The sequence below is a fragment of the Pseudomonas sp. HN2 genome (assembly GCF_020736465.1).
Lineage (GTDB): Bacteria > Pseudomonadota > Gammaproteobacteria > Pseudomonadales > Pseudomonadaceae > Aquipseudomonas > Aquipseudomonas moraviensis_A.
Genome location: NZ_CP085885.1, coordinates 572571 through 589051, shown reverse-complemented (window position 1 = coordinate 589051; position 16481 = coordinate 572571). Strand labels below are relative to the sequence as shown.

Below are 16481 nucleotides of genomic sequence, written 5' to 3'. Positions count from 1 at the left end.
GCAGATCAAAAAACGGCCAGCGAGAACCCGCTGACCATGCAGATGAAATCAGGCAAATTGTTTTGTCGAACGCTTCGATTCACCCAGAATGAAAGTTCGCTGCTCTATATCACCTTTGATACCAAGCCAGTGCTCCGTACCGAACTCATCAATAACGGCAACTTCGAAGGTTTCGCCGGTTGCCGGCTTCTCCTCTGTCTGCAGAGTCGTGCGCTGCACAAGAGTCAACACGCCCTGCACATCGTTAATCGGAAAGGTAATGTAACCGAGAGGAGTATTGACCGAGGCCGATCGTCCGTATATCGGTGCCAGATAACCATAGAAAGTTCTGCCGCCGCCACTGTAGTGGTTTATCGTGCCTGACGAGTACACCATCACTGCATCTTCAGCATCATACGGGTTAAGCTCTATATCGTTGCTATACCAGTCGAGCAGCTGAATCTGACGACCGTCAGCGTGAAGTCCGAGATGAAAATACTGAATGCGTTCCTCGTAGACTCTTTCACTGAACGTGCCGTACTTGTGAAGAGAAAAACTATTCTGGTTATATTTTTTCGGCGGGATCGCCTCAAGCGTGACACTGCTGTCAAAACCAATTCCGTTACTTCGCAATACCACGTTATCCATAACGATCTCAGCGGCTACTTCCATGACACCAGGCCGGGTGGCCGAAACCCAAAACTGAAAAATCTGCACCGGATCAGAGTCGTCGCTTATCCCGTTATGCGTGGCACGGGGGATTTCGGTAATCCGCGGTGCCCCACCTGACATTTCGTGGGCATAACGGTTTTCCTGCAACGAAACGCTCCAGGCCCCTTCCAGCGGCCGAGCACCGTTATAGTCAATAAGTCGCAGGGACTGTAAGGCGGGGTGCCCATGCAGTGATGCACCATCGCCGTTGTTATCGATCCCGTGCAGAAGCACCAACACGCGCACCTGCATACGTCCATTGGCATACAGCACTTTATGCTGGCCCGACCTTGTGGCGTCGAGTTTTACCTCGATACGAGAAATACCAATATGATCATTAAACATTTAACAATACCTGGCTGACTGAAGATTTCGCCCTTTAAGGACTCAGCAAAGTATTGAGGCTAGATTTAAATAATAACAGCTGCGACATTAGACAAATTATGAGGAAGTAATATTTCAACATCACCTCCAACAACTCACATAAATACTAATATCTTGAAGAATCGTGAGTTTTATACAACCGCCTGCAACAACTCCCCTGCCATCCTTTGGTTCTGGCACTCAATGATTGCTCCCCTCCCGACCTGACCGTCACAGAATCAGAAGCGGAGCCATCGAGTAGTCTATTTCTTGTCTGGCTATGTCAGAAAAACAAAGGAGTCGTTACTTTAACCAATATTCAGTCACTCTCTGAACCTGTCGAAAAACCGCTCTCCGAGGACTCACTATCGGAGTCGGACTGTAAAACTACCTCCTCCGTATGGATTTCCACCTTTCGATCCATACTGGAATTTTCAAGATACTGACCAATCCGCTGCCTTGACGCGGCACTCAGCGGATTATTCAATAAACCGATGAACAGATCCTGGGTATCCGGAATCTCTAACAGTTCATATCCCACGTCTGAAATATTATTATCATGCAATGCCACGACACCCAGTTTCGTGAGCCGATCTATGCCTGAAGGAACGCTGGTAAGATTTGCGTTGCTCAGCATCAATCCGGTCAAGCCAGCCATGTAGCCTACATGCGGAGTAACTGTCAGAGGATTGTTTGCCAGATTCAAGCGGGTAAGCGTTTCAATTCTGGACAATCCTTCAACTGTGGCCTCGGATAGTGTCAGCGAGCACCCGTCCAGCGCAAGATCGCTTAACTGGCGCATTTGAAATATTCCTGACGGGAATTCCTCTGTCTTTATGCCAAAGACTCCCAAAGATTGAAGATTTGGAAAACTGTCAAGAAACGCACCTATCCGTGCTATCGGTTCATTTGCGGTCAATATCAACTCTGTTACATATTCAAACCGGCTGGACAACCTTGGTAATTCACCCGAAAAATCAACGTAGTGAGAAAAATGATCGTCTCCCTCGTCCCACTTCGAAACCGACTTGCGTTGCCAGATAGCTTGCAACTTTGTGCTGAACTGCTCGCGAGCCTGGCGCTGTCCGGCGGGTGTCGGCGCGCCTTCTGGTTGCGCTGCCGGCGTATGGGGGAATGCCTCTTCGGCAGTCCATACCGCCAATTCCTCACGCAACGTCGCAAGCTCTGTTTCCAGGCGAAACAAAACCTCTGATGAATCACTCTTCAAGCGCTCAGTGATAAATGCCGTCACCTCCTCATCTGGAAGATGCGGATATAGATTACGTACGCGCTCTACAACGGACTTCGGCGATAGCGGGTTGTCGTCACCTCCCCCTCGCAGATGCCCCGTTTGCCCATATCGCGCGATGGCAGGATCGGCGGTAACCGGAAGCGTCGGCAGCCCCAGCAATTCGTTCACGGCATGGTGCGACGGCAACGGCAGTGCACGGATCAGCTGTTGCAGTGCCGCGCCCCCACCTTCTGTCACACCCAGCAAACGGCGATGCCCGGGCAACAACACAAGCCAGATGGCTGAATACAGATCCTTCGAGTCCTCAGGTATTTGGGCGTCGCTGCTTTGGATGACATAGCCATCATCCTCACGAATCAGTATGTGACGAAACGGCGACCGGGCGTCGCCGCTAGTGCTGAGCACAGGCCCGTCCCCAGCCCCCTGGCGAATCTCGAAAGCAATCTGCCGCGGCCAGTTCGCGAGATTTCCGAGCATATGCAGCACTAGCCGATCACTGTCCAGATTGGATACCGCCTCCAGATAAATACCTTCCCTGGCCCTCGCCAGGCGAATATCCCGAAGCGCCACCAGTGCCTCTTTCGCCACTCGCTGTGGCATGCCAGGCTGGTTGTGCATATGTAAACGCTCGGCGGCGCTCATGTTGCGCCATATCGCCAGTGCAGCCGTTTTCGGTAGATTTGGAAATACCCGGCGCATCCGTAAAGTATGTTCATCGCAATTGGCTTCAAATGCGTCTTCCAGTTCCTTGAACCTCGTAAACCGCTCAGGTGCGGCCCCGCGTCCCTGCGCCTGAATCTTCTGATCAAGTTCGAAGCGCCTGATGGTGTCCTCCAGTAAAAACGGCGCAGGACGATCATTAATGAGCACATCGCGCAGGACGACTTCATCGACGCCACTCACTGCCAGCAGGCGTGCAACCGTGGCGTCGGAAAACTGCGCCACAGAACGACCCATCCGGCGGAAAAGTTGTGCGGTTTGTACTGATATTGAATCGGTGACGGTGGCGAAATCGCTGTCAAGCGGGCCCCAGAACCGGCCCTCGCTGTCGAGTTTCATCAGCGGGCCGGAAGGGTCGAGTTCACTGGCCAGCGTGGCACGAAACAGGCCACTCTCGACATCCAGCACCACTTGCACCATATGGTCATCGTCTACGGCAACATACTGACGCTGCTTCACGATCCGCATGCCTTGCGCATCGAACTCGCCGAGTTTTTTGGGTGTGGGTATCCAGTAATCTGCCAGTGAAGACTTCGCGACGTGCATCGTGAGTTCATTGATCACGGAAGAACTCGGGTTCACGCTCACCCAGATCTCTGGCGTCAATGCGGCCGGGTCAGGCGCCAGAGAAGGATGCGCGGGTTCCAGGCGGCGCGGGATGGGCAGAGCCGGCGTTGATGAAGAAACGGAGGATGACCAGTGAGCATCCTCTACGCTGAAATCGGGGGTTTTGGTTGGGGCGGGTACAGGTTTGACTCTGGGCGGTTTGCCAGTCATGACTACTCATCCTTGATATATGGGTGTGTTGGCCCCCGCATAGCTGGAGGGCCAACGCTAGATATAAATAACAGCACGTTGGGTGCGATTACCTGATAACTGAACACCGCAGCTTATCGGTAGTCGTCATGCCAAAAAGCATATATATATCTATTCCATCCACCGACATTGCATCAGTGGAGACTCAACCTCGCTCCAGGTATAAATTACGCTCGTAGAAGTTCACGCGAATCGCCAGCCTATGCTCCGTGCCGTGTTCATCAATGGCCAGAAAATAAAGTTTATTTCCGTATTTGAATGCCTTTCCGATTTTCGAGTATTCCGACAGGGCTTGCACGACGGTAAACTCGCCGTCGCTCTGAACCCTGACAGTATAATTCTCGTCCTCCCAGGTATGGGCGTCGGGGAAAAAAGCGAATACAAAAGGATCACCTTTAACCGGCAAGGACACTGTCACCTCACGGGTTTCAGGGCTGGCAAGAATGACCTTCATATAATTGGTTTTGCTTTCATTAAGCCTGTTACCCCCCGCAAAATCATGATCAGCCCCTTTCTCTATACCGTCTACAACCCAATCGACCAGCTTGATCTGCTGCCCCCGCGGATACAGTCCCAGACGATAGCTCCAGATCCGATTACCCGGCAATTCGTCGCCGCGCCGGGTTTGATACCAACGAAATTCTTCCATGGAGTACGCCGAAGGGGGTTGTGCTTCGATGGTTACACTGCTGTCCTGGACACTGGAAAGTGTGGTTCCGTTGCTGAGAATCCTCTCACCGTTCAGAGACAGACGCGCGCCAATCCGGGTGGTCCCGGCGCTGGACGTGGATACCCAGAACGTGCGCACCTGCGGATGGGCACTATCATTTTCCAGATCATCGTCGTGAACCTCTGAGGCAGTGAGTAAAGGCCTTGCCTCAAGGGTAAAGCGACCTTGCACAGTGCTCGCGGCCCAGCCGTCGCGCAACGTATTGCCGGTGCTGTAATGAATGAGTTCGATACTGTCCATTACATCAGCCGGTACGTGCATGGTATTGCCGTCGGCGTCTACCCCGGTAACCAGAACTTGAACCTTGACCTGCATCCGGCCATTACCAAACAGTGTTTTGCTGCGAGTACTGTCATTGGCGTCGAACTTGACGCTTAAACGGGCGAGGCCTGTAAGTACTGGCGCAATGGTTTGCTGACCGTGTGTAGCGTCCATGCTTTCACTCATGATGCATTTCCTTGACAAGTTGTATTTGAATATTGACATCGAAAATATGCCAACAAAAAAACTACAGACCCTTCAAATAAACAGCAAAGCGAAAAATGTAAGAAACATACACTTGCAAGTCCATGGCGATTTACCGGACTTTATTCGACAGGCCAATATTCCATGCAAAAGATATTAATGCTCGTCGTTATAAACGAATTTTGGCATTTCCCAATGGAAACGGATGGCAAGCAGACGTAACAAAAACCCGCCGAATAGTGTGATCAAAATGGCTTGTTCGCTCGGCACATTCAAATAAAGACACAGCATGTAGCACCACGCGGCAGCGAAGGAGACACTCGCATACAGTTCGCGCCGAAAAATCAGCGGAATGTCGTTGCAGAAAATATCCCGCAGGATGCCGCCGAATACCCCGGTGATCACGCCGCTGACCGAAGCCACCAGCATGCCATGGCCCATTTCCAGAGCGGTCATGCAGCCGATCAGCGTAAACGCCACCAGACCGACAGCGTCGAGCACCAGGAACAGCGAGCGCAGATGGCGCATCCAGCGCGCGGTGAATACGGTGAACATTGCCGCAACCGAGGTCAGCACCAGGTATTCCGGGTGCTTGACCCAGGTCAGCGGATAATGCCCAAGCAACACATCACGCACTGAGCCACCGCCCAACGCCGTGATGCAGGCAATCAGCACCACACCGAACCAGTCCATGCCGCGACGACCGGCAGACAGCGCGCCAGTCATGGCTTCAGCGGTGATGGCAATCAGATAGAGCATCAGCAACATGGGGGCAATCCTGGCAGTGAGGCGCGCAGTTTAGCCACTAGGCGCCGGCACCGACAGAGATGACGCTAAGCTCGCTCCGATTCAAAGCCGCCGTCATGGGTGACGGAACGGAATGCCGGCGGTGGGATTTCAGAAAAAATGAAGTATCAACCGCGTTCCAGCCTTAAGCTTCGCTCTTTAAAGTCAGTGCGGATAGCCAACTTATGCTCAGTGCCGAATTGATCCAGAGCGGTGAAGCGAAAAACTTCCGATCTGTCGGCAGGCAATTGATCTCGTGCCACGGGGGACAATACCTGGACAACCGTCAGTTCTCCGACGCGGTCGTTGACTCGAACCTCATAGTCCTTCTCGCGATGAATGAAACTGATGGAGTCAGGCGTCGAGCCGGAAGTCTCGGCATACGGTAACGAGACGTTAAAAACTTCCCTGTCCGGGCGAAGCAGAATTCCTGCCTGAAACGCTGCATTCCATGCTTCGACTTTATTACCGAAAGCAAATACAACATTCTTTACCGGACCTTCAGCAATCCAGTCCACCAACTTGACTTGCTGCGAATGGGGATACAGGCCGAGATAGTATTTGTAAATACGTTGATTCCTGAATCCGCCGTCGTACCAGACATCTTCCCAACGGAATTGCTCAATCGCGTAGGTGACCGGCAGGATGGCTTCAATGCTGATACTGCTGTCATGCCTGCTCGACAGCGTTGTCCCATTACTGCGGATGACGGTGTCAGCAAACTTTATGGAAGCACCGATCTGAATGGTTTCAACATTTTCGCTGGAAACCCAGAATGTGCGTACCCGGCGCTGGTCCGAGGCATCCTCGTTGACATCATCCTCATCTTCCATAGCGTTGGGGTTGTGCGCTACCGCCAAGGTGAAACGGCCCTGCTCCGCGCTGGCTCGCCACCCATTGCGCAAGGTTTTGCCGCTATCGTAGTGAATAAGACGGATACTCTCCATGACCTCGTCGGACACAGCAACGACGTTACCATCGCGATCCAGACCAGCAACTACGACCTGGACTTTGACCTGCATGCGCCCATTGGCGTAGAGCACTTTGCTGCGACTGGATGCGCCGGCGTCAAATTTTACAGCAAAACTACCGATGCTTTCTGCGACGCCAGACTCATCGGATTGACGACGTAACGCATTCAATTGTTCACTCATGAATTACTTCCTTGCCAGACATAAACTCGAACATTACGTGGTTCGCAACACTGAGCAGCATGAATAACATACGCCAAGGAAAATCCATCACCTGAAAGTGTTAATAAAACAGACGAACGCAGGCACCCCTCATTCAAGAGACATCCTGATTGAAAAACTTCAAAGGTCTGACCTTACGCAAACACACAGTAACAAACTTCCAGACACAAGCTTACACTTCCAGAGCGAGAACAATTCACCGCCAGACCCAATGTCAGTATGGAAACAACAGATAAATACATGACATGCAACTTCCAAACAGTTGCAGCACTAACGCCGGCATAAACAGCGTTGAAAGGTCAGCGGCTGTCATTGCAACAGATGCCGCCGATCAGGGTGAACGCCTTCAGATCGTTTCGCGCAGGGGCGCCACGCTCCAATGCAGGAGCCACCTGTGGCAGCTCCTGCACAACACCATCAGAACTTGATGAAATGCTTACGGTAATGCTGCAACTCGGCGATGGATTCGCGAATGTCGTCCAGCGCCAGGTGCGTGCTGCCCTTCTTGAAGCTGTCACGCACGTCCGGCGCCCAGCGCGCGGCCAGTTCCTTGAGTGTGGAAACGTCGAGGTTGCGATAGTGGAAGTAGCTTTCCAGCGCCTTCATGTGGGTGTAAAGGAAACGACGGTCCTGGCAGATGCTGTTGCCGCAGATCGGCGACTTGCCCTTCGGCACCCATTGTTCCAGGAAGGCGATGGTTTCGGCTTCGGCCTCGGCCATGCTGATGCGGCTATCGCGCACACGCTGGGTCAGGCCGGAGTTGCCGTGAGTGCGGGTGTTCCACTCATCCATGCGCGCAAGGACTTCGTCGCTGTGATGGATGGCGATTACCGGACCTTCAGCCAATGTGTTCAGCTCACTGTCGGTGACGATGGTAGCCATTTCGATGATCACGTCGTTGTCCGGGTCCAGACCGGTCATCTCCAGGTCGATCCAGATCAGGTTCTGCGGGTTTTGCATATTCGGGCTCCTAGGCAATGCTGCGCAGTTTAGCCTAGGCCGGTGGCCGGGCGTGCTAAACTCGCGGCCGTTTTACCTAATCGCTGCATTCTTCAGACGGAACACCCATGGCCAAACGCCAACTCAATCGTCGTCAAAACTGGCGCATCGAAAAGATTCAGGGCGAGCGCGCCGCACGCGCCGCCAAACGCGAGTCCTCGGCGGTCGAAGCCCTCGAGGGCGGCGACCTCGGCCCTGAGCAACACGGTCTGGTGATCGCTCACTTCGGTGTACAGGTCGAAGTCGAGGCCGTTGACGGCGAACTCGCCGGTCAAGTGTTCCGCTGTCACTTGCGCGCCAACCTGCCGGCGCTGGTCACTGGCGACAAAGTCGTCTGGCGCGCCGGCAACCAAGGCATCGGCGTGATCGTCGCGCAACTGCCGCGCAGCACCGAACTGTGCCGCCCGGACAGCCGTGGTCAGCTCAAGCCGGTTGCCGCCAACGTCGACATGATCGTCATCGTCTTCGCGCCGCTGCCCGAGCCCCACGCCAACCTGATCGACCGCTATCTGGTTGCCGCCGAACATGCCGGCATCCGCCCGCTTCTGCTGCTGAACAAATTCGACCTGATCGACGAGCAGAACGCCCCGGCGCTCAACGCGTTGCTGGCGGTGTATCGCACGCTGGGTTACCCGGTGCTGGAAGTTTCGGCGCACCACGGCGACGGCATGGAACAGCTGCAAAAGCAGCTCGACGGGCGCATCAGCGTATTCGTCGGCCAGTCCGGCGTCGGCAAGTCGTCGCTGGTCAACAGCCTGCTGCCGGAAGTCGAAACCCGTGTCGGGCCGTTGTCCGAGCTGTCCGGACAGGGCACGCACACCACCACCACCGCGCGTCTGTTCCACTTCCCCGGCGGCGGCGAACTGATCGACTCCCCGGGCATCCGCGAATTCGGTCTCGGCCACGTCAGCCGCGCCGATGTCGAAGCCGGTTTCATCGAGTTCGACGACCTGCTCGGCACCTGCCGCTTCCGCGACTGCAAGCACGACCGCGAACCGGGTTGCGCGCTGCTCAAGGCGCTCGAAGACGGCCGCATCCAGCAGCAGCGCATGAACAGCTACCGCTCGATCATCGCCAGCCTGCCTGAAAACGGCTATTAAACAGCCGCGCCGGCAACCCCGCGCCATGGGTTGCCGGTTGTCGGATCGCATCTGACACAATCACTCCCTCCTTAAACATCAGCCCTGTCTGTAGGCTTTTGCGCGCCTGCCTGCAGGACCTTTCTGTTTTGCCGCTTGGACCTTGTAGGTCTTTGCCAGCGGCCTACATTCGTTTCCTCCTTCGCTTACTGCGATCCAAGAGGAATCCAATGCAAAGCTGTCATTCATTCATCAGCCAATCGTCTCGCATCGCCCACGTGTGCAATCCCCCCAGAATCGTCAGCACGAACAGCCTGCACACGGTGGTGTAACCATGCGCAAGGCACTGTTTATCGGCATCAATGACTATGCGCATATCTGCGGGTTGAGCGGCTGTTGCAACGACGCCATGGCCATGGCGTCGGTACTCAAAACCAACGCCAATGGCGACCCCAATTTCAAGAATGTCGTGTTGACGTCCGCTGAGGACTATCTGAGCCGGGAGAAAATCGAGGACCAGATCCGCGAGTTGTTTTCCGGCGACAGCAACGTCGCTCTGCTGTACTTCGGCGGCCATGGTGATTTCGACGCCGACAGCGATGAAGGCATGCTGATCCCCCAGGATTACCGTACCCCCAAGGACGGCATCCGCATCAGCGACATTCTCAACTGGGCGGACAAAGCCACGCGGATCAAAAACAAAGTGATCATCCTCGACTGCTGCCAGAGCGGCTCGGCCGGCGAAGTGCGAGCCTTGCGCAGCGAGAGCAGCATGGTCGGCGAAGGCATGAGCATTCTCACCGCTTGCAAAAAAACCGAGCCGGCCATGGAGGGCGCGCAGCATGGCGTATTCACCGGCCTGCTCCTGCAAGCGCTGCATGGCGGCGCGGCGAACATCCTCGGCAAGATCACCCCCGGCAGCCTGTATTCCTTCGTGGACAACGCCCTCGGCGCCTGGGAACAGCGTCCGGTGTTCAAGACCAATGTGTCGCAGTTCATTTCCCTGCGCGAAGTCTCGCCGCTGATCCCCAAGGACATCCTGCGCAAATTGCCGGACTGGTTCGCCGAAGCCGAATCGGTGTTCCCGCTCGACCCCAGCTATGAGCCGACTGAAAAGGCGTTCGTGCCCGAGCATGGCGAGGTCTTCGCCCAGTTGCAGAAGTGCAACCGCCACAGCCTGATCGAACCGGTCGACGCCGAGCACATGTATTACGCCGCCATTCACTCGACCGGCTGCCGCCTGACGGCACTCGGCGCCTATTACCGCGAACTCGCCCTCAAAGGACACTTCTGATGCCCGTCTTTATCAGCTACCGCCATATGGATCGCGCTCATGCGATTGCCATCAACACCCGCCTGACTCAGGCGAAGATCAGGACTTACCTGGACGTGCTCGATCCGGAATCGCAGACCACCGACGACATCACCGAGGTCATCACCCGCAACATCACCGAATGCACGCATTTGCTGGCGGTGGTGTCGGAGAGGACAGCGCTGTCGTGGTGGGTGCCATTTGAGATTGGCGAGGCCACGATCAGCAACCGGCGGATCTGTACGTTCAAGACCGGGCCGGCGGAGCTGCCGATCTATCTGGACAAGTGGCCGAAGCTGAGTACCGCTAGCGATCTGGATTTCTTTATCGAGGCGTATCGGGATGAGGTGTCGAACCAGCGCTCGATGACGCTGGACTCGATCAGCGAGTCGGTGAAAGGGGCCTACAAGCGCGATGCAGAGATGTTTCATGAACAGTTGAAGAATCGGATTCGTCGTGGGTTCTAGAATGTAGTCACTTTCGAAAGGCCCCTCACCCTAGCCTTCTCCCGGAGGGAGAGGGGACTGACCGAGGTGAATGTTCCAAGTACGCCGACCTGAAATACTGAGTCGAACTCGAATTCGAAAAGCACACAAATCGGCTCCCTTTCCCCCTCGCCCGTTTGGGGGAGAGGGCTGGGGTGAGGGGGTTGCTCTTGGCAACGCACCAAATACAAAGCCGAAAATCAGCCCAAAAAAAACCGACATCACTGTCGGTTTCTTTTTCAATCATTGCTTCGGCGCTGGCGCAGCCCCACCCGGCTCAGCCGGCTTCGGCGCGGCGTCATCGAACAGATTCAAGCGTTCGCGCAACTCGTGAGCCGGCACTGGCTGCTTGTCCGCCGGCAATGCGTTCGGATCAACCGGGGCTGCCGGAGCAGCACCGTTCTGCCCCTGATCCGCCGGTTTCGCCGCCTCAGGACCCTGCGCACCTTCAATCGCCGCCTGGGCTTTTTTGGTCAGCACGACAATGTCGATCCGGCGGTTCACCGGGTTGAACGGGTTTTCCCGGTCGAACAATGCCGACGAGGCATAACCCACCACACGCGCCACTTGCGCATCCGGATAGCTGCCGGCGACCAAGGCACGACGAGCCGCGTTGGCACGGTTGGCCGAGAGTTCCCAGTTGCCGTAATCGCCAGTGCCGATGTATGGCTTGGCGTCGGTGTGGCCACTGATGCTGATCTTGTTCGGCACCGCTTTGATGGTGTCGGCCATGGCCAGCAGGATGTCTTCGAAGTACGGTTTCAGGCGCGCGGAACCGGAGTCGAACATCGGCCGGTTCTCAGCGTCCATGATCTGGATGCGCAAGCCGTTCGGCGTGATTTCGAAGAGGATCTGATCCTTGAATTTCTGCAGTTGCGGGTTCTCGTCGACCTTGTTCTGCAGTTCTTGCAGCAGCAGCTCGAGACGCTCCTTCTCGACCTGTTCGGCCATGCCTTCCACCTGTTCGGTGTCGACCGTGACCTTGTCAGGCTGCGGCTGCGACTTCACTTCCGGGTTGAGGGTATTTTCCGGCGCCAGGGTCGGCGTGCCACCGAGATCGATGATGTACGGCGTGCCGCTTTCGGAGAAGCCGACCGGGTCCTTGAAATAACCGGCGATGGCGATCTTCTGTTCCGGTGTAGCGGTGGACAGCAGCCACAGCACCAGAAAGAACGCCATCATCGCCGTGGCAAAGTCGGCAAAGGCGATTTTCCACGCCCCGCCGTGGTGCCCGGCGGCAATGCGCTTGACGCGCTTGACGATGATCGGCTGATTATTTTCCATAACTTAACGACCGCGAACCGCTTGTTCCAGCTCGGCAAAGCTTGGACGGTGCGCCGGGTACAGAACCTTGCGGCCGAACTCGACCGCCAGCGACGGCGGCATGCCGGATGCCGAAGCCACCAGCGAGGCCTTGATGGCTTCGTAGACGTTCAGCTCTTCCTTGGCATCGTGGGCCAGGGAATGCGCCAGCGGGCCGAAGAAACCGTACGCCGCGAGAATACCGAAGAAGGTACCGACCAGTGCCGCACCCACGTGCAGACCGATCGACGCCTGGTCGCCCTCGCCCAGCGAGGCCATGGTCACCACAATACCGAGTACCGCCGCGACGATACCGAAACCGGGCATGCCGTCGGCGATGCCGTTGACCGCGTGCGATGGGTGTTCGAGGTCTTCCTTGAGGCTGTACAGCTCCATGTCGAACAGGCCTTCCAGTTCATGCGGGGCCATGTTGCCGGAGGACATGATGCGCAGGTAATCGCAGACGAACGCGGTCATGCGTTCATCCTTGAGCACGGCAGGGTACTTGGCGAAGATCGGGCTCGCGGCGGCATCTTCGATGTCGCCCTCGATAGCCATCATGCCTTCGCGGCGGCTCTTGTTGAGGATCTCGTAGATCAGCCCGAGCACTTCCAGGTAGAAGGTGTGGGTGAAGCGCGAACCGAACATGCTCAGGGATTTCTTGAGCACGTGCATCGTCATGTAACCGGGGTTGGCCTGGAGGAAAGCGCCGAGGGCCGCACCGCCGATGATCATCACCTCGAAGGGCTGGATCAGGGCGGCAATCTTGCCGTGGGAGAGCACGTATCCGCCGAGCACGCTCGCGAATACGACGATGATGCCGATAATTTTAGCCATAGGTAGAAGGTACTTGTTTAAGTCGGGTTCAAGGTCATATTCGGAAGTTAAAAAATCTCTTCTTCTACTTATCGGCAAAACTGCGCCAGACTATAGCCAGTTCAGGCGAAAAGCCAATTTAGCCCATGCCGGGCGCGTCTACAGTCAGTGAAGATCTCGTCCAGACATGGCTAATGAAACGAACATTCCATCGGTAAAACCGACCACCCTCCAGGCGTGGGTCAAGCTGCTCGACAGCGTCCGCCTGCCCGTGCCGCAAGAGGCTCACGACAAAGTCTGCCGGGCAATCCGCGACAACCGCAGCTCGCTGCGCGACATCGCCGACCTGATGCAGGACAGCCCGGCGCTGGCCTTGAGCATCATCCGTGAGGCCAATCGTCACACCCACGGCACGATGGCTGCGCCGGCGGAAAATCTTGAGGTGGCAATCAATCGCCTGGGCCTGGCCCGTACCGAAGAACTGCTCGCGCGCCTGCCCGCCGAAGCGCACATGCAGATCCCCAAGGCCCTGCGCCAATTGCAGTTGATCAGCCAGCATGCGACGCAACAGGCCAACGGTTTTTTCGCCAGTCGCCTGGCACGGCTGTGGCAGGACATTCATTGGGGCAGCCTGTTGTTCCTCTCGCCGCTGTGGCCGTTGGCGCTGACCTATCCCCAGTTGCTCGAAGAGTGGGAATTGCGGGTGATCCACAAGGGCGAATCGGCACGTGTGGTTGAAAAACAGTTGTTCGGCGTGCGCCTGTTGAAGATTGCCGAGGCCTTGGTGCATGCCTGGCACCTGCCGATCTGGGTCGAGCAAGGCTACAAATTGCTGCTCAGCGAACAACGCGAACTGGTCAAAGTGCTGCGCATCGCCCGTGACAGCGAACACCCGCTGCGCCAGCAGAACCGCCTCGACGATGACCCGACGCTACGGCGCTGGCTCAACCAACCGGCGAATACCGTGCTGCTGGCCAACGGCCTGGCGCTGTCGGCGCAACAGGCCTGGGACAGTCCGCACAGCAAACGCTGGCAGTACCTGACCAGCCTGTACCTGCAAATCTCGATGGACGAAGTGCAGCAGCAGTTGCACCAGCAAGCGGCGAACAGCGCACGTCAGCATGCAATGCCCGATCTGTGGCACCCGGCAGTTTCGCTGATCTGGCCGTGGGGCAGCCGTCGTTTGCCTGCCGGAATGCTGCCGGCAGCGGCACCGAATGTCGAAGATTTGAGCCATTGGCGTCGGCAATGCGCCGAACTGCTCGCCGAGCCCAGTCGCTTCACCAATGCGATGAGCCTGACCGTCGCTGCCCGCGAGGCACTGGTGGCCAGCGGCATGCGCCGGGTGATGATTCTGATGGCTGATCGCACACACTCGACTCTGCGCGTACACCAGACCGCCGGTTTGCCGAAAGACGCGGCGGCGCTGAGTTTTGTCGTCAGCCAGAGCAAGGTCCTGCAACGCCTGCTCGCGCAGCAGGCGCAGGTGCGCATCACGCCGGAGAACAACGCGCAGTTCTCTGCCTTGTTACCCGCGAGCCTGCGCACACTGTTTCGCGGTGAGCATCTGTTCCTGCGGTCACTGGTCAACAACGGCCGGGTGATCATGATCGTCGTCGCCGATCAGGGCGGCGGCCCGTTTGCCGACATCACCGTGCAAGCCTTCGGCAAAACCGCGCAGTGCATAGAAAAAGCCCTGCACAGCTTTAGCAGCCGTGGCCAATGAGCCTGCGCTACAATCCTCCCCTTTGTGCTCTGGAGACCTCACATGTCTGACTTCTCTGGCTTGCCGCTCGTCATCGAGCCGAGCGACCTGCTGCCGCGCCTGGAGTCCCCGGAACTGATTCTGGTGGACCTGACCAGCCCTGCCCGGTATGCCGAAGGTCACTTGCCCGGCGCACGTTTTGTCGACCCGAAACGCACCCAGCTCGGCCAACCGCCGGCGCCGGGACTGATGCCGGCGAAAGCCGATCTGCAAGCGTTGTTCGGTGAGCTTGGCCATCGCAAGGACGCGGTCTACGTGGTGTATGACGATGAAGGCGGCGGTTGGGCCGGGCGCTTCATCTGGTTGCTCGACGTCATCGGCCACGACAAGTACCACTATATAGACGGTGGCCTGCCGGCCTGGCTGGCGGCCGGCATGCCGATGTCGATCCAGGTGCCCTCGGCCGTCGGCGGCCCGGTCTCGCTGACCCTGCACGACGAACCGACCGCCACCCGCGAATACCTGCAAAGCCGTCTCGGCGCGGCCGATCTGGCGATCTGGGACGCGCGCGGGCCGCTGGAGTATTCCGGCGAGAAAGTTCTCGCAGCCAAGGGCGGCCATATTCCTGGCGCGGTCAATTTCGAATGGACCGCCGGCATGGATCAGGCACGCCAGTTGCGCATCCGCACCGACATGCCGCAGATCCTCGATAACCTCGGGATCACCAAGGACAAGGAAATCATTACCCACTGCCAGACCCATCACCGGTCGGGCTTCACTTATCTGGTGGCTAAATCCCTCGGTTATCCGCGGGTCAAGGGCTACGCCGGTTCATGGGGCGAATGGGGCAACCACCCTGACACGCCAGTCGAGATTTAAGGTTTTAAAGGACAACTAATGAAAGAGCGTCTGTTTATCCTCAGCCAATACCTGCTGCCGCATCACCTGCTGTCGCGCCTGGCCGGTTGCATCGCCGAATGCCGCGTGCGCTGGTTCAAGAATGCCTTCACCCAATGGTTCGCCAAGCGTTATCAAGTGGACATGTCGCAAGCGCTGGTCGAAGACCTGACCGCTTACGAGCACTTCAACGCATTCTTTACCCGTGCCCTGAAAGACGGCGCGCGTCCGCTGGACGAAACCCCGGGCGCGATCCTCAGCCCGGCCGACGGCGCGGTCAGCCAGCTCGGCCCGATCGAGCACGGTCGCGTGTTCCAGGCCAAGGGCCACAGTTTCAGCGTGCTCGAATTGCTCGGCGGTGATGCGGCCAACGCCGCGCCATTCATGGGCGGTGACTTCGCCACCATTTACCTGTCGCCGAAGGACTACCACCGCGTGCACATGCCGCTGGCCGGCACCCTGCGCGAAATGGTCTACATCCCGGGCCGGATCTTCTCGGTGAATCAGACCACCGCCGAGAACGTTCCCGAGCTGTTCGCCCGCAACGAGCGCGTGGCATGCATCTTCGACACCGAACGCGGACCGATGGCGGTGGTGCTGGTCGGCGCGATGATTGTCGCTTCGATCGAAACCGTGTGGGCCGGTCTGGTCACGCCACCGAAGCGCGAGCTGAAAACCTTCCGCTACGACGAAGCCGCGCGCGCACCGATTCACTTGGAGAAAGGCGCTGAACTGGGGCGTTTCAAGCTGGGTTCGACGGCGATCGTGCTGTTTGGCCCGGATCAGGTGAAGTGGGCCGAAGAGCTGGTGGCCGGCTCGCCAGTGCAGATGGGCCAGGGTCTGGCACTGCCAAAAGCGTGATCCTGTTCGC

General features: G+C 57.1%; 14 protein-coding genes. 6 read left to right on the top strand and 8 right to left on the bottom strand.

Annotated features, from left to right (window positions below):
• Positions 1–48: 48 nt before the first annotated feature.
• From LIS66_RS02515 to orn, 6 genes are all read right to left on the bottom strand, one after another.
• Positions 49–1035, bottom strand: a complete 987-nt coding sequence (locus tag LIS66_RS02515) for a hypothetical protein (protein WP_042607798.1) — start codon at positions 1033–1035, stop codon at positions 49–51.
• A 337-nt stretch (positions 1036–1372) separates the two neighbouring features.
• Positions 1373–3802, bottom strand: coding sequence for a DUF6543 domain-containing protein (locus tag LIS66_RS02510; RefSeq protein WP_227973554.1), 2430 nt, complete (start codon positions 3800–3802; stop codon positions 1373–1375).
• A gap of 184 nt (positions 3803–3986) precedes the next feature.
• Positions 3987–5018, bottom strand: coding sequence for a hypothetical protein (locus LIS66_RS02505; protein ID WP_227973553.1), 1032 nt, complete (start codon positions 5016–5018; stop codon positions 3987–3989).
• Positions 5019–5192: 174 nt separating this feature from the next.
• A complete protein-coding gene (locus LIS66_RS02500; protein WP_042607795.1) occupies positions 5193–5804 on the bottom strand; it encodes a trimeric intracellular cation channel family protein in 612 nt (203 codons plus the stop codon).
• A gap of 146 nt (positions 5805–5950) precedes the next feature.
• Entirely contained in the window at positions 5951–6976 is a 1026-nt protein-coding gene (locus tag LIS66_RS02495) for a hypothetical protein (RefSeq protein ID WP_227973552.1), read from the bottom strand.
• A 456-nt stretch (positions 6977–7432) separates the two neighbouring features.
• Entirely contained in the window at positions 7433–7975 is a 543-nt protein-coding gene (gene orn / locus LIS66_RS02490) for an oligoribonuclease (protein WP_227973551.1), read from the bottom strand.
• 107 nt (positions 7976–8082) lie between these two features.
• Between orn and rsgA the strand changes: the two genes are divergently transcribed.
• From rsgA to LIS66_RS02475, 3 genes are all read left to right on the top strand, one after another.
• The gene (gene rsgA / locus LIS66_RS02485) at positions 8083–9114 is read left to right on the top strand and encodes a small ribosomal subunit biogenesis GTPase RsgA (RefSeq protein WP_024011360.1); all 1032 of its coding nucleotides are present in this window, start codon (positions 8083–8085) and stop codon (positions 9112–9114) included.
• Between the two features lie 313 nt (positions 9115–9427).
• Positions 9428–10387, top strand: a complete 960-nt coding sequence (locus LIS66_RS02480) for a caspase family protein (RefSeq protein ID WP_227973549.1) — start codon at positions 9428–9430, stop codon at positions 10385–10387.
• Positions 10387–10872 (top strand): toll/interleukin-1 receptor domain-containing protein, encoded by a 486-nt coding sequence (locus LIS66_RS02475; RefSeq protein ID WP_083354071.1) that lies wholly within the window; start codon positions 10387–10389, stop codon positions 10870–10872. Before LIS66_RS02480 ends, LIS66_RS02475 begins: the two co-directional genes overlap by 1 nt.
• Before the next feature lie 261 nt (positions 10873–11133).
• On the opposite strand, the gene motB is transcribed toward LIS66_RS02475, so the two are convergent.
• Together motB and motA are read right to left on the bottom strand one after the other, a co-directional pair.
• A complete protein-coding gene (motB, locus tag LIS66_RS02470) occupies positions 11134–12174 on the bottom strand; it encodes a flagellar motor protein MotB (RefSeq protein ID WP_042607790.1) in 1041 nt (346 codons plus the stop codon).
• Between the two features lie 3 nt (positions 12175–12177).
• Positions 12178–13029 carry a flagellar motor stator protein MotA gene (motA, locus tag LIS66_RS02465; RefSeq protein WP_024011357.1) on the bottom strand — a complete coding sequence of 284 codons (852 nt, stop codon included), beginning with the start codon at positions 13027–13029 and terminating at the stop codon, positions 12178–12180.
• A gap of 166 nt (positions 13030–13195) precedes the next feature.
• Between motA and LIS66_RS02460 the strand changes: the two genes are divergently transcribed.
• From LIS66_RS02460 to asd, 3 genes are read left to right on the top strand one after another with little or no spacing between them, the layout of a single operon-like run.
• Complete coding sequence (locus LIS66_RS02460) at positions 13196–14734, top strand: HDOD domain-containing protein (protein WP_042607789.1); 1539 nt, start codon at positions 13196–13198, stop codon at positions 14732–14734.
• Between the two features lie 42 nt (positions 14735–14776).
• Positions 14777–15592 carry a thiosulfate sulfurtransferase gene (rhdA, locus tag LIS66_RS02455; protein WP_042607788.1) on the top strand — a complete coding sequence of 272 codons (816 nt, stop codon included), beginning with the start codon at positions 14777–14779 and terminating at the stop codon, positions 15590–15592.
• A gap of 18 nt (positions 15593–15610) precedes the next feature.
• On the top strand, positions 15611–16471 hold the full coding sequence (gene asd / locus LIS66_RS02450) for an archaetidylserine decarboxylase (RefSeq protein ID WP_024011354.1): 861 nt from the start codon (positions 15611–15613) through the stop codon (positions 16469–16471).
• Positions 16472–16481 lie beyond the last annotated feature (10 nt).

Excerpts from the sequence above, each read along its gene's own strand:
- LIS66_RS02515 (WP_042607798.1), bottom strand. The coding sequence starts at position 1,035 with ATGTTTAATGATCATATTGGTATTTCTCGTATCGAGGTAAAACTCGAC.
- LIS66_RS02510 (WP_227973554.1), bottom strand. The coding sequence starts at position 3,802 with ATGACTGGCAAACCGCCCAGAGTCAAACCTGTACCCGCCCCAACCAAA.
- LIS66_RS02505 (WP_227973553.1), bottom strand. The coding sequence starts at position 5,018 with ATGAGTGAAAGCATGGACGCTACACACGGTCAGCAAACCATTGCGCCA.
- LIS66_RS02500 (WP_042607795.1), bottom strand. The coding sequence starts at position 5,804 with ATGTTGCTGATGCTCTATCTGATTGCCATCACCGCTGAAGCCATGACT.
- LIS66_RS02495 (WP_227973552.1), bottom strand. The coding sequence starts at position 6,976 with ATGAGTGAACAATTGAATGCGTTACGTCGTCAATCCGATGAGTCTGGC.
- orn (WP_227973551.1), bottom strand. The coding sequence starts at position 7,975 with ATGCAAAACCCGCAGAACCTGATCTGGATCGACCTGGAGATGACCGGT.
- rsgA (WP_024011360.1), top strand. The coding sequence starts at position 8,083 with ATGGCCAAACGCCAACTCAATCGTCGTCAAAACTGGCGCATCGAAAAG.
- LIS66_RS02480 (WP_227973549.1), top strand. The coding sequence starts at position 9,428 with ATGCGCAAGGCACTGTTTATCGGCATCAATGACTATGCGCATATCTGC.
- LIS66_RS02475 (WP_083354071.1), top strand. The coding sequence starts at position 10,387 with ATGCCCGTCTTTATCAGCTACCGCCATATGGATCGCGCTCATGCGATT.
- motB (WP_042607790.1), bottom strand. The coding sequence starts at position 12,174 with ATGGAAAATAATCAGCCGATCATCGTCAAGCGCGTCAAGCGCATTGCC.
- motA (WP_024011357.1), bottom strand. The coding sequence starts at position 13,029 with ATGGCTAAAATTATCGGCATCATCGTCGTATTCGCGAGCGTGCTCGGC.
- LIS66_RS02460 (WP_042607789.1), top strand. The coding sequence starts at position 13,196 with ATGGCTAATGAAACGAACATTCCATCGGTAAAACCGACCACCCTCCAG.
- rhdA (WP_042607788.1), top strand. The coding sequence starts at position 14,777 with ATGTCTGACTTCTCTGGCTTGCCGCTCGTCATCGAGCCGAGCGACCTG.
- asd (WP_024011354.1), top strand. The coding sequence starts at position 15,611 with ATGAAAGAGCGTCTGTTTATCCTCAGCCAATACCTGCTGCCGCATCAC.